The 13,631-nt window shown below is 53.8% G+C and carries 13 protein-coding genes; 4 read left to right on the top strand and 9 right to left on the bottom strand.

From position 1 onward, the window contains the following. Positions 1-6: 6 nt before the first annotated feature. Positions 7-912 (bottom strand): acetylglutamate kinase, encoded by a 906-nt coding sequence (gene argB / locus HO274_RS09315; RefSeq protein WP_031595570.1) that lies wholly within the window; start codon positions 910-912, stop codon positions 7-9. A gap of 189 nt (positions 913-1,101) precedes the next feature. Between argB and HO274_RS09310 the strand changes: the two genes are divergently transcribed. The 4 genes from HO274_RS09310 (at position 1,102) to HO274_RS09295 (ending at position 4,466) form a co-directional block, all read left to right on the top strand. After that, entirely contained in the window at positions 1,102-2,514 is a 1,413-nt protein-coding gene (locus HO274_RS09310; RefSeq protein WP_273119022.1) for a hypothetical protein, read from the top strand. Between the two features lie 101 nt (positions 2,515-2,615). Beyond that, the gene (locus HO274_RS09305) at positions 2,616-3,374 is read left to right on the top strand and encodes a hypothetical protein (RefSeq protein ID WP_273119020.1); all 759 of its coding nucleotides are present in this window, start codon (positions 2,616-2,618) and stop codon (positions 3,372-3,374) included. Between the two features lie 225 nt (positions 3,375-3,599). Continuing rightward, entirely contained in the window at positions 3,600-3,878 is a 279-nt protein-coding gene (locus HO274_RS09300) for a hypothetical protein (protein ID WP_273119017.1), read from the top strand. Positions 3,879-4,064: 186 nt separating this feature from the next. Next, positions 4,065-4,466, top strand: coding sequence for a hypothetical protein (locus HO274_RS09295; RefSeq protein ID WP_273119015.1), 402 nt, complete (start codon positions 4,065-4,067; stop codon positions 4,464-4,466). Between the two features lie 86 nt (positions 4,467-4,552). Here HO274_RS09295 and HO274_RS09290 read toward each other — a convergent pair whose 3' ends face one another. The 8 genes from HO274_RS09290 to HO274_RS09255 all read right to left on the bottom strand — a co-directional run bounded on the left by HO274_RS09290 (position 4,553) and on the right by HO274_RS09255 (position 13,522). Continuing rightward, on the bottom strand, positions 4,553-5,965 hold the full coding sequence (locus HO274_RS09290; RefSeq protein ID WP_031595572.1) for an efflux transporter outer membrane subunit: 1,413 nt from the start codon (positions 5,963-5,965) through the stop codon (positions 4,553-4,555). Position 5,966: 1 nt separating this feature from the next. Beyond that, positions 5,967-7,151, bottom strand: coding sequence for an efflux RND transporter periplasmic adaptor subunit (locus HO274_RS09285; protein WP_062187404.1), 1,185 nt, complete (start codon positions 7,149-7,151; stop codon positions 5,967-5,969). Continuing rightward, a complete protein-coding gene (locus HO274_RS09280) occupies positions 7,141-10,413 on the bottom strand; it encodes an efflux RND transporter permease subunit (RefSeq protein ID WP_031595574.1) in 3,273 nt (1,090 codons plus the stop codon). The genes HO274_RS09285 and HO274_RS09280 overlap by 11 nt, the downstream gene beginning before the upstream one ends. 96 nt (positions 10,414-10,509) lie before the next feature. Then, positions 10,510-10,956 (bottom strand): Spy/CpxP family protein refolding chaperone, encoded by a 447-nt coding sequence (locus HO274_RS09275; RefSeq protein ID WP_273119010.1) that lies wholly within the window; start codon positions 10,954-10,956, stop codon positions 10,510-10,512. A 16-nt stretch (positions 10,957-10,972) separates the two neighbouring features. Next, positions 10,973-11,170 carry a hypothetical protein gene (locus HO274_RS09270; protein ID WP_031595577.1) on the bottom strand — a complete coding sequence of 66 codons (198 nt, stop codon included), beginning with the start codon at positions 11,168-11,170 and terminating at the stop codon, positions 10,973-10,975. Positions 11,171-11,296: 126 nt separating this feature from the next. Continuing rightward, positions 11,297-12,088, bottom strand: coding sequence for an indole-3-glycerol phosphate synthase TrpC (gene trpC, locus HO274_RS09265; protein ID WP_273119007.1), 792 nt, complete (start codon positions 12,086-12,088; stop codon positions 11,297-11,299). Then, positions 12,085-13,131, bottom strand: coding sequence for an anthranilate phosphoribosyltransferase (gene trpD, locus HO274_RS09260; protein WP_273119004.1), 1,047 nt, complete (start codon positions 13,129-13,131; stop codon positions 12,085-12,087). The genes trpC and trpD overlap by 4 nt, the downstream gene beginning before the upstream one ends. After that, a complete protein-coding gene (locus HO274_RS09255; protein WP_031595583.1) occupies positions 13,091-13,522 on the bottom strand; it encodes an OsmC family protein in 432 nt (143 codons plus the stop codon). Before HO274_RS09255 ends, trpD begins: the two co-directional genes overlap by 41 nt. Positions 13,523-13,631: the final 109 nt, after the last annotated feature.

Below are 13,631 nucleotides of genomic sequence, written 5' to 3'. Positions count from 1 at the left end.
GTTGGTTCAAGACCCGCGGTTGGCTGCGGCCCCGCGAATCAGGGTACCAATCCCTTCGTCGGTCAATACTTCCAGAAGAACTGCGTGGGGGACCCGCCCGTCGATGATATGGGCGGTCTTGACTCCATTCTGTACCGCATCCAGCGCACACGCCACCTTGGGCAGCATACCTCCCCGGATGGTGCCATCCTGGATCAAGGCCTGCACCCGCTGGGCGTTCAGTCCGGTCAATACCTCGCCGGCCTGATCGAGAACCCCCGCCGTATTGGTGAGCAAGAGCAGTTTTTCTGCCTGCAGGGTCACGGCCAACTTGCCCGCCACCAGATCTGCATTGATGTTGTACGCTTCGCCCTGCTCGCCCACGCCTAACGGCGCAATCACAGGGATGAAGTTCTGATGACACAGCAGATTGACGATGCCGGGATCGATGCGCACCACCTCTCCTACTTGGCCAATGTCGATGGCCTCGTCCGAGGTATCGGGCGCCTTGAGCATCAACTTGCGCGCGTGAATGAAATTGCCATCCTTGCCGGTCAGTCCCACCGCATTCCCACCCGCCTTATTGATGAGGGTGACGATGTCCTGGTTGACCAGTCCCCCCAATACCATCTCCACCACGTCCATCGTTTCATCGTCCGTGACCCGCATCCCCTGGATGAACTCACTTTGCTTGCCAACCCGTTTCAATAATTCACCGATTTGGGGCCCACCCCCATGGACCACCACCGGATTCATCCCGACCAATTTGAGCAACACCACATCCCGTGCAAATTTTTCCTGCAACGCGACGTCCGTCATGGCGTTCCCCCCGTACTTGATCACGATGGTCTTCCCATGAAAACGTTGGATATAGGGTAGCGCTTCAATCAGAACGGTACTTTTCAGATCGGCAGAGAGGGGCAATTCGGTCATGGCAACACTCCAGAACAATGGCGCCATTCTACCCCAGAACCCAGTGACCCGAGATTTCACGCTGGGCAACCCTTTCAGGTTGTCACAAAAGTGTCATTTAAGTGTCATGGTTCGGTCATAAACCTATGTCAAAGTGTTACGGAAGCATCGAAGTACCGTACCTAACCCATTAATTTGGAAAAATATTCCATGTCAAATACGCGATATGACTCATTCCCCTCGAGACCCCGTCCGGGCCACTCGAAAAATGGTTTAACCACCAAACGAACCGTTGCGGCTCTACTAGCGGCCTTGGTACTCCCCACGGCCTTCGCCGACGATCAACAAATCCAGCAGATGCAGCAGCAGGTCAATGACCTGGAAAAACACCTGCAGGAAATGAAGGCGCAGATGGAAGAGATCCAGAAAAAGAACAAGGAAATTGCGGATAAGAACAAGGAAATTGCCGACAAAAACAAGCAAATTGTGGACAAGACCCAAGAACTTTCCACTAAAAACCAGGAACTTGAAGGCCAGCATCAGCAACTCCAGGCCCAGACTTTCGAGATCTCCGGCAAGTTCAAGGCCATTCAGGACCAGTGGGACCTGATTCCCACCACCAATAAAAATCAGGGCGGATTTATCATGGATGGCGTCACCCTGGCCTTCGGCGGGTATCTGGCGGAAGAAAATGCGATACGCAGCAGCAATCTGCAGGCAGACATCAACTCACCCTTCAGCAAGATCCCCTTCAACCCCAATCCCGGTAACCTGCTGCTCACACCAACACAAGCCCAGCAGGCGGCTTCAGGCTATTACAATCAGTCCAGTTTCAACGCCACGGCTCGCCAGTCTCGCTTCTCGGTGATGGCACAGGGGAATGCGGACAAGAATACCCTGGTAACTGGATACTACGAAATGGACTGGTTGGGAGACAGCCCGACGGCCAACGGCACCCAGAGCAATTCTTATACGGCCCGCGTCCGGCATCTGTACACCAACATCGACTGGATGGACAAAGGGTGGCATATGCTGGCGGGACAGAGTTGGTCCCTGGCAGTCCTGAACACCCAAGGGGTCACCCCGCGCAATGAAGAAATTCCCGTCGTCATCGACGCAGAGTACATGCCCGGCTTCGTGTGGAACCGGCAAGCCCAGATTCGCGTCGTCAAAGACTGGGATAAAAAATACTGGGCAGCGATTTCCCTGGAACAATCCCAGACTTCTGGCGTAGGCGGGTCCACTCCTAATGGGGTTCTCAACAGTTACACCCTCCCCGCCCAAGCGGGTGGACTGTTGACCCCTGGCAATTACTCCGTCAACAAATTTCCAGATATCATTGGCAAACTGGCCATGGAAACCAATTTAGGTCACTACGAAGTATTTGGCATGCTGCGCAACTTTGACGGTACCTATTCCAATGCCAATGTCACGGCTGCCGGACAGAGCAGTTGGGCCGGCTCCATGGGCTTTGGGTCAGTCCTGAAAATCATTCCCCATACCCTGGACTTCAAGATCAGCGGATTATACGGAAATGGGGTCGGACGTTATGGCACCTCCACCCTGAATGATGCCACCATTGGACCCAACGGTGAACTAACAGCCTTATCCAATGTGGTATGAGCCTGAAGGATGGCTGTATTTCCAACGAGGAATGAGCCTGAAGCGAATAATCTGAGGTCGATTGAAGAAGTGGGTTGATCATTGCAAGGATGATGATCAACATGAACGAAACACGGCTTTGCACGATTGAGCAGATTGAGCAATTTCTCAGTGGCTGCCTCCAGGTTGAATTCACCAAGTCTGGTGACGACAGCGAACGCTATGAACACATCAGCCGCGTGCTCAAGCGCTTTGACTATCCCGGGCAGGGTAAGCGAGAGAAAGGTGTGCTGCTGAAGTACCTGCAAGTCACCAGCGGCTACAGCCGCGCGCAAGTCACCCGCTTGGTCACCCAGTGGCACACAAACCGTTTGGCTACCGTACCCCTGTCCAAACGCTACCGTGCGCCTGCTTCCCCCTTTGCGCGCAAATACACGGCTATCGATATCGCGCTGCTCGCCGAGATGGACAAGGCCAATGAAGACGTGTGCGGCCCGGCCATTGCGCACCTCTTGCAGCGCGCTTACGGCGTCTATGGCGACGCGCGCTATGAGCGGCTGGTCGGCCTGTCGGTTTCGCACCTGTACAACCTGCGCAAAAGCACGGGCTATCAAGCCTTGCGGGTAGTTTTCGCCAAGACTAATCCGGTGTGCAATCACATCGGTGTACGCAAAGTGCCACGCCCCAACGGGAGAGTCGGTTTTGTGCGTATCGACACCGTCCACCAGGGCGATCTTGACGGCATCAAGGGCGTGTATCACATCACCTGCGTTGACTCTGTGAGCCAATGGCAAGTCGAGGCGTGCGTGCAGGGTATTAGCGAGGCATTTTTGTTACCCGTACTGGAACTGGTCATCGAACAGTTTCCTTTTTGTAATTAGAGGGTTCCACTCGGACAACGGCTCTGAGTACATCAATGGCCCGGTGGCTGCGATCCTTGAGAAACTGCGGATCGAGCAAACCAAATCACGCTCGCGCCACAGCAACGATAACGCGCTGGCCGAGAGCAAGAATGCCAGTGTGGTGCGCAAGCACATGGGCTTCGAACATATCCCCCAAAAGTACGCTCAACCCATCAATGCGTTCTATCAGGAAACGTTTAATCCATGGCTCAATTTTCACCGCCCGTGCATGTTTGCGACCGAGATCATCAGCCCCCAAGCGGCAAGATCATCAAACGCTATAAAGACGAGGATGTGAAGACCCCGCTGGAATGCTTGGTGCTGTTAAGTGTGAAGGATTTAGTCACGCTCAAAGAGGGCATCACTCTGGACGCATTGCAGGCGCAGGCGAAGTCCAAAACAGACTTGGCGGCGGCACAGGAAATGCAACGCGCCAAGAGTGAATTATTTGCAAGCTTTCAAAAACAAAAACGCCGGGCGTAACTGATCGGAAAACGACACCGAAAAAGCACCAATTCTTGAGGCTAAAATCATTAGAAAATAAACTCAAAACCGATTAGCATAATTCCATTAAACTTAACTTTTAAACCCGACCAACCCGCACTATCAAATCACCAAGTCCGTCACTGCTTCAGGCTCATACCTGAATTGGAAAATACTCTAACCCCCATGCGCGGAGGATCCTTTCTGACCGGACTGACCTTGCACGTCAAGCCCACCTTCGATATCTATGCCGATATCGGACGGGATTGGATCAACGGTTATACCTACGGATCGGGCGGGCAGACCTACGGATATGGAAGCAACGTCCTGGCCAATCCGGGTCAGTTCACATCCCAGGCCGCTCTGAGCGGGTTCACCCCCTACGATTTGCACAGCGTCACCCAGGAAACCCTCGGGTTCTGGTGGGCGGCCTACAAAGGTTACTATGGTGCCGCCAAAGTTGGGGTCCAGTATTCTCATACCGGAGTCAGTGCCTTCTCGGTGCGCGCCAGCCAATATGGTGGTTCATTCACCCCCTATACCTTCGACAACATGATTCTTACCAGTATTCGTTTCTACCCCATGTAATCTTCAACACAACACATCACAAACAAAAAGCGGCGGGGAAATCCCCACCGCTTTTTTTACGTCTTCATAAACTTCATGCTTCCAATTTACCAGGAACCCCCGATGCTGCGCACCAAGTCCACCACGGACTGGTTGAGCGCCGTACGTACGTAAATCTCTTCCCGTTCGGTGTGCAGTCGTATGGCTTCCGCATCGATTACGTCCAGATAGTTGGATGCGCCTTCGATGTACCGACGATTCGCCAAATCGAAGGTTCTGCGTGCCGATTCCACGGCCAACTTCTGGTGCTCGTCATCGATCCCCAGATTATTGATCTGGGACAGGCTGTCCTCGACTTCCCTGAACGCGACCAAAACAGTCTGACGATATTTGTCAGTCTGTTGACGTGTCTTGGAGGTTGCCTGATCCACCACGGCCTGACGCAACCCGGCATCAAAGATGTTATAAAACGCCAGAGGGCCCAAGGACCAGAACGAATTGGGCGCAGAGGCCAGTGCGCCATACCCGTTATTTTCAAATCCGGCCAGCGCCATCAAAGAGATGGTGGGAAAGAAAGCGGTTCTGGCCACACCAACCTGATCATTGGCCGCCACGATATTCCGCTCTGCCGCCGCAATATCCGGGCGCCGTTGCAAGACTTCCGAGGGGATAACCTTGGGAATGGCCGCATATTGGGCGTGGTATATCCAGTTGGTGTCTGCCTTCATAGTAAAGGTGGACGGTTCCCGCCCCAGCAATACCGCAATGGAATGCTCGTAGAGCGCCCGTGCGCCGATTGTTTTGGCTACCTGAGCCCGGGTTTCTTCCAAAAGTGCCTTGGAACGCGCCACATCGAGACCGGAGGTAATCCCCACGTCATGACGCTGTTGCATCAATTCGAGTTCATGCTCGTAATCCTTCACCGTCACTTCCAGCAAACCGATCTCTGAATCCAGTCCTCTCAACTTCACATAATCACTGGCCAGCAATGCTTCCAGACTGAGACGCGCCGACTCGATATCCGCCTTGCTGGCTTGTGCCGACGCTTCGGCTGAAGCGATGGCACTTCTGATGGCTCCCCAAAAGTCAATCTCGTAGACAAACCCAATGCCTCCAATCGTATCGCCATTGACATTGGCCTGATTCCCGTTACGGTACAAGCGATGGGCAGATTGGCGGTTGGTGGTGACATCTCCCATAAAATTAATCTGGGGATACAATTGAGCATCCTGCTGCGTCAGGAATGCCGTGGCTTGGTCATACCGTTCCAGCGCTTCCTGAATCACAAAGTTATCGCTGTTGAGTTCCTTCTCCATCTGGTTCAACGTGTCGTCATTGAAATACGTCCACCAATCTCCCCGCGATTGTGCATCCGCCGGGTGCACCAATCGCCATGGCCCGTCTTCCTTGAATACGCCACTCTTCCAGTTATCAGGGCGATGGTAATCGGGAATGAAGGAACATCCGCCCAACAGGGCAATGGTTAGCGCCGAATAGAGAAATGTGCCCAGTGGTTTCATGTTATTTTCCTGGGGCGGGTGCCTTGGCAGGCATCACGGTGACTTTTTCTCCTTCGAAGATATAATCCGGCGGGCTATCTACCACATCATCCGAGGTGGTAACTCCCGTCAGCACTTCCACATCCCGTCCGAAATCACGCCCCACATTGATTTTCTTCAGTTGAATTTGGCCATCCTTGCTCACCACGGCCACCCGTATCCCGTCGGTTCTCAAAATGAGGGCACTGGAGGGAACACGCAGACTGTTACCTTCTTTTCCAGACAGGCTGAACTTGACCTTCGCATAGTCTCCTGGGGATAAACGCTGTTCTGAATTATCCAGGATCAACTCTGCAAGCATGGTTCCAGTTTTCTGACTGATGTTTTTTGAAATCTGTATGACGGTACCGCTGAATACGCTGTTCGGATACTCGGGGACCTCCAGCGTGGCCTCTATCCCCACCTTGACCATGGGGGCATAGAACTGAGGGACGGGAACGTAAAGACGCAGGGGATTGATCTGGGAGACCGTAAACAATTCCTCTCCCTTACCCGCATCGATCAGCGCACCAATATCCGTCTTCCGGGCGGTCACCACCCCATCAAAGGGCGCCCGCAATTTTTTGAAATTTTCAAAGGCCTGTACGTTCCCCAGATCGGCTTCGGCGCCTTTCACCTCCGCCGTTTGTACTTCCAGACCGGCCACTTTCTGATCCCGCTCCTGTTTCGAGACCGCATCGGTCACTACCAATTTCTGCCAGCGATCCGCAGTGATTTGAGCCAAAGCCTGATCTGCTTTAGCCTTGAGAACTTTGGACTTGGCTCGTTCGTACTCTTGGTCCAAATCCGGCGTGTCGATCTCGGCCAGGACATCTCCCGCTTTCACCCGATCGCCGATATCGTGGTACCAGAACTTGAGATAGCCATTGACGCGCGCAAAAATCGGCGCCTGATAGTAAGCCTGAATATTCCCTGGCAAAATCAGACTGGCTGTTTTATCGCTGCGGTACGGATGTAATACCTTGACCGAGGGAATGGCCTGGGCTTCCGTCCATACATGCAATTCACGAGCATCGCGGTCGCGCGAAAAAATTCCCCATACGGCCAAGCAAACGGCCAGTACCCCCGCAACCCATGCCATCGGTTTGATGCTTTTTTTGGGAAGACTTTTCAGTTCATCGATATCAAACAGATCTTCATCCTGCATGGCTGGCTCCATTCATTTCTTCTGATCGGCCTTCAAGACCGTTACCCTCATCGCTTTCTTCCATGTCAAACTTATCCTTGGCATGGACCAGACTAAACACAACCGGAACAAATAGTAACGTCGTCACGGTCGCAAACATCAACCCCCCGATGACTGCACGCCCCAGGGGAGCATTCTGTTCTCCGCCTTCTCCAAGCCCCAGCGCCATCGGCGCCATCCCGATGATCATGGCCAATGCCGTCATGCAGACCGGTCTGAAGCGGGAGTATCCGGCTTCGATGGCGGCCAAGGTGGAATTTTTATTGATGGCCAGACGTTCCCGCGCAAAACTGATCACCAGAATACTGTTGGCCGTAGCCGTCCCCATACACATGATGGCACCGGTCAGGGCTGGCACAGAGATTCGCGTATGGGTGATGAACAACATCCAGACAATCCCCGCCAACGCAGCCGGCAACCCCGTAATAATCACGAAGGGGTCTAGCCAGGACTGGAAATTCACAACGATCAACAGGTAAATCAGCACAATGGAAAACACCAAGCCCAAGAGCAGTCCCGTAAAGGAGGATTCCATGATGGGGACTTGACCCAGCAACCGCACCGTAGCCCCCTTGGGAATAGACCCCTTGGTGGTTTCGATGAGTTTATGCACATCCGAGGAGACGCCCCCCAGATCGCGGTCCTGGGTTGTCGCCAGCAAGTCGAAACTGGGCATGATGGTGTAGTGGGTAACCACCGCATCGCCCCGGTCCCGCGTAATACTGGCGAGGGCACCCAACACCTGGACTTTGTGCGTGCTGGCACTGCTCACTAGGGTGTTCTCCAGATCCGACAAGGTATCCACCCTATATTGGGGGGTTTGCACCACGATCGGATAGGATACCCGGTTTTGTGGGTTGAGCCAGAAGGTGGGCGCCACCTGAAAACTCCCCGATAACGTGCTGACCAAACTGTTTGTCACATCCTGTTCCGAAAACCCCAGGGTTTTGGCCAGGATTCGATGGACGTTCACATTGAACTGGGGATAGTTGGTGGACTGCTGAACCCGTACATCGGCAATCCCATCGATCAGTTCCAGTTTTGTGCGCATCATCTGGATGTATTTGTAATTGTCATCCCAGTTGGGGCCGCCCACCTGGATATCAATGGGAGCGGGTGATCCAAAATTCAGAATCTGTCCCACCATATCCGCAGGCAAGAAGGCAAACTCCACGCCAGGAAAGCGTTTGGGCAACTCACGTCTCAGTTTTCTGACGTAGTTTTCCGTGGGATGATGATCTTCCTTCAAGGAGATCATGATGTCCGCATCCTGGGGGCCGATGGTTCCTGTATTGATGTAAGACAAATTGATGGGAAACACAGGCAGTCCGATGTTATCCACGATTCCTTCCAGTTCCTTGGAGGGAATGACGCTCCGGATATAGGCATCGATCTTGTCGGTTAACGAGGCGGTACTTTCGACCCGCGTCCCCACCTGGGCACGGATGTGCATTTTGATCTGTCCGCCATCCACCGCAGGGAAAAAGTCTCTGCCAAGAAACGGGAGCAGAACAAAAGAAATCAGGACCACCGACATATAGATGGGGATGAAGCGTTTGCGACTGCTCACGGCGCGTTCCAGAAAACTGGTATATCCCCACCTCAGAGCCGTAAAACGTTTCTCGAAACCATGCTGAAACCGGTTGAGGGCAAGGAGCACCGCCACCACAGGACCCTTTTTTCCCTCAGGTTCGTGATGGGCATGATGATGATCATGCGCCTTCAAAAGGAAGTTGGCCATAGTGGGCACAAAGGTCTGGGACAGGATAAAGGACGCGATCATGGCAAAAACCACCGCCTCGGCCATGGGGACAAACAGGTACTTGGAAACCCCAGTCAGGAAAAACATGGGGATAAACACAATACAGATACTGAAAGTGGACACGAAGGCTGGCTGAACGATCTGCCCCGCTGCCTCGGTAATGGCCACCCGCACCTTCTTGCCCATTTCCAAGTGATGATTGATATTCTCGATCATCACCGTGGCATCATCCACGAGAATCCCCACCGCCAGAGAAAGTCCGCCCAGGGTCATGACATTCAGGGTTTCTCCCAACATGGACAGGACCGCGATGGAAGAGAGAATACATAAAGGGATCGACAGGCTTACGATCAATGTCGAACGCCAACTGCCCAGAAACAGCAGGATCATCAAACTGGTGAGGAGTGCCGCCGTCACCCCTTCCCGAACCACACCGGAAATGGCTTCCTTGACAAACACCGACTGATCCGCCAGTTGCTGTACTTTCAGTCCATCGGGAAGACCTGCGAGCAGTTTGGGGACCATTTTTTTGACATCATCCACAATGGTCAATGTCGAAGTATCCCCATTTTTGAGAATGGTCAACAATACGGACTTCTGACCATTCACTTTCACGATGTTGATCTGGGGCGGATAGCCATCCCGGATATAGGCCACATCCCGCAACAAGATCGCGGGGTTCTGAGCCTCGTGGATATTGGACTTGGACTGTTCCACCTTGACCGGCATCTCATTCAGTTCCTTGAAATCCACAGGACTGTCATTGAGATAAACGTTATATTCGAACCTGCCGATTTTTTCCGTCCCTGCCGGAATGATGAGATTCTGTTCCGCCAGGGCTTTTCCGATATCCGCCGCAGATACACCCTTGGACTGCATGGCGATGGGGTTCAGATCCACCATGATTTCCCGCACCTTGCCCCCATAGGGTGAAGGAACCCCAGCCCCCTCCACCGTCGCCAGTTGGGGACGCATAAAGTTCTGACCGATATCGAACAGGGTCGATTCACCAAACTTTTTCCCGGACAGCGCCAACTGGATGATGGGCACCGTTGCCGCGTTATAATTGAGAATCAGGGGGGGCGTGATTCCGAAGGGCAACTGGCGCAATACGGTTTGTGAAACAGCCGTGATTTGAGCCATGGCGGTGTTGACATCGACATTGGGCTGAAAAAAGATCTTCACCACCCCGTATCCGGGCAGTGACTGGGACTCAATATGCTCGATGTTGGTAACCGTACTGGTCAGGTAACGCTCGAAGGGATAAATCACCCGTCCTGACATGTCGGAAGGGATCATGCCGTTGTATGTCCATACCGCGCTGACCACCGGTATCCCGATATTGGGGAAAATATCCGTCGGTGTCCGGATAACGCTAAAGACCCCCCCCAGCATGATCAAAATCGCCATGACGATAAACGTATATGGCCGATTCAGTGCTAACTTTACAATACCTGACATCATAGAGTTGAATCCCGATCTCTAAAACATAACCATCTTGAACGTGCTTCAGAACAAGTTTTTTAAGGGCTGTGGGGAAAGGAAATGATCAACGGATCAATGCCGCAAGTGTGAAAAATGCTGGTCAGCAATCGCCTTCTGGGCTGGCGTGAGCGTGTTGTAGAAATCCTTCAGGGCTTGATCCATTTTCTCAAAGTCCTTGAGGCGCTGACGCATCAGGGCAATGTGCTGGTCAAAACGCACCGGAGCAGGTTGCACATCCGTCTGTTTGCCTGCTGCCGTGGTCTGATCGCGAATTTCTCGAACAGCACTCAAGGTATCTTTTGCATAACGATCCCAAGGGGCTTGCTGGTCTTGGGTCAAATTCAGTTCCTGCTTGAACTCATCGAGATGCCGCTGCGCATTCTCCACAGCATCCCCGTGCGACCCAGGTGTGGGCGCAGGCTCATTGGGCGGCGGCGGCGCGGCAGGATAATCCTGGGCATATGCACCCGTCACGCTGAAAGCCATAAGTAACATCGTCATCCGCAAGGTCTTTTTCATTACTGTGTCTCCCTTCTCAATCATCGTCATCTCCACCGAAGCCACCATCACCAAAACCCTCCATCCCCCCACCATCCATGCCACCAAAGCCCATGTCCATCCCCCCGAAACCTCCGTAGCCGGGATAGTCACCTCCGTAACCGCCACCCATCATCATGGGACCACAGCCCGCCAGTGACAGGAAAAGGACACTTATCCAGAGCGATTTCTTCATCGTACCTCCTTACACAACTATTTCCAACCTGCCCACCAACCCTCGTTGATCCTGATTTGGTGCGCCATCGTAGCGAGTGTTGGTAAAACACATTGTAACGAGTTGTAAATCGGCTATTTCAATTCCCTAACTTCCCATCAGTCGAGTGAGCATCGCACCGGGGTCTGCCGCACGCATGAAGGTTTCTCCCACCAGAAAAGCCAGAATGCCTGCATCCCGCAATGTCGCCACGTCCACTGGAGTGGCAATGCCACTTTCACTGATCATCAAGCGGTCTTTAGGGAGTTGAGCGCGCAATTCCAGGGATGTCTCCAGACGAGTTTCAAAAGTCCGCAGGTTGCGATTGTTGACTCCGATCAGCGGCGAGTCCAGTTGTAATGCCAGAGCCAGTTCCCGTTCATCATGCACTTCCACCAATACAGCCATACCCAGGGCATGTCCCAGACTTTCCAGTTGATGCAGACGGGCCAAATCCAGTGCAGCCACGATCAACAGAATGGCATCGGCCCCCATGCAACGGGCCTCGTAGACCTGATAGGGGGCATAAAGAAAGTCCTTGCGCAGGACAGGCAAGGAACAGGCCGCGCGGGCGGCCTGCAGGTATTCCACACTCCCTTGAAAATATTGCCGATCCGTCAACACAGACAGACAGGCAGCCCCATGCTCGGCGTAGGTACGGGCAATGGCTGAGGGATCGAAATCCGCGCGCAGGACTCCCTTGCTGGGACTAGCCTTTTTGATTTCGGCAATCACGGCTGATTGCCCAACCCGTACTTTGTCCATGAGTGCTGCGGTAAAATCACGCAGTGTAGGCGCGTCGAAAACCTGCTCCTTGAGTTGGGACAGAGGAACACGTACTTGCGCTGCGGCCACTTCCTGAACCTTGGTGGCCATGATAGCAGACAGAATATCGCTCATATCCGACTCCAGGACACCAGATCTTCGAGTCGTTGGCGGGCGGCTCCAGAGGCCAACGTGGCCCGCGCCAGTTCCACACCTTCGCGGTGGGAAGTCGTTACTCCCGCCACATAGAGGGCGGCCCCTGCATTCAGCAGGACAATATCCCGCGCAGGTCCGGCTTCATCCCCCAATACGGAAAGCAAAAGTTGCCGGGATTCCTCAGCACTTTTGACCAGCAGTCCATTCAAGGGGGCGGGTTCTATGCCCACCTGATGCGGATGAAACAGGTATTCACGAATTTCTCCTTCATAGAGCTCCGCCACATGGGTCGGTCCGGACAGGGTGATTTCGTCCAACCCATCGCTCCCATGCACCACCATGGCATGGCGCGCGCCCAATTGCCGCAGGACCGCCGCCAACCGTTGGGTGAAGTGGGCAGCAAAAACCCCCAGTAACTGGTTGGGGGCACCCGCCGGATTGGTCATGGGCCCCAGCAGATTAAACAGGGTACGCACTCCCAACTCCCGTCGCACAGAAACTGAATGTTTCATGGCCGTATGATGGTGGGGTGCAAACATGAATCCGAGTCCCCACTGGTGCAAGGATTGCTGGGCTCGTTCCGGGGTTGTGCTCATCATACCGATTCCGAGAGATTCCAGTACGTCCGCACTCCCCACGCTGGAAGAAACAGCCCGTCCCCCGTGTTTGGCCACCCGCGCCCCCGCAGCCGCCGCCACAAAGGCTGCAGTGGTGGAGATATTGAAGGTATGCATGCCATCTCCGCCCGTTCCGCAGGTATCCACGACATGCGCCAGTCCCGTGGTATCCACTTTCACCGATAAAGAGCGCATCACTTGAACTGCAGCCACCAATTCCGTCACCGTCTCACCCTTGTAACGCAAGGCGGTAACCAGGGCCGCTGTCTGAATAGGGGTCGTGACCCCCTTCATGATGTCGCCCATGACTTCCGTCATCTGATCATGGGTCAGATCATTGCCCGCAAAAAGAGATTCCAGCGCCTCACGGGGTTTCACCGGAGACCTCGCGTAATTCAAAGTCATGGGTCATTCTGGCTGTTTTGCCAAGCATGATGCTGGCTGAGCAATATTTTTCTGCGGAAAGGTCGATGAAGCGCTGGACCTGTTCGGCCTTGAGACTGCGCCCCGTCACCACAAAGTGGAAGTGAATCTGGGTAAATACCTTGGGATCTTCTTCTGCGCGCTGTGCCTCCAGTTCCACCACACAGTCCACGATGTCGGCGCGCGCCCGTTTCAGCATCATGACCACATCAAAGGCAGTACATCCCCCGGCCCCCAGTAGAACGGCTTCCATGGGGCGCACGCCCAGGTTGCGTCCACCGGCTTCCGGAGCACCATCCATAAGGAAAGTGTGACCACTGCCACTTTCTCCCAGAAAACTCATTCCTTCGACCCACTTCACTCGTGCTTTCATGGCATTCATTGTCCTGTGTCCCCTGATTTACCACATTTCACTACAGATTTTCAGGATTATACAACCGACCGGCGCCCGCCCGCGCCTCACCTCATCACAACCCGCACTT

Source organism: Ferrovum myxofaciens, from assembly GCF_013181415.1.
GTDB lineage: Bacteria > Pseudomonadota > Gammaproteobacteria > Burkholderiales > Ferrovaceae > Ferrovum > Ferrovum myxofaciens.
The sequence above is the reverse complement of the archived record's forward strand: the minus strand, read 5'-3'. Positions and strand labels throughout refer to the sequence as shown.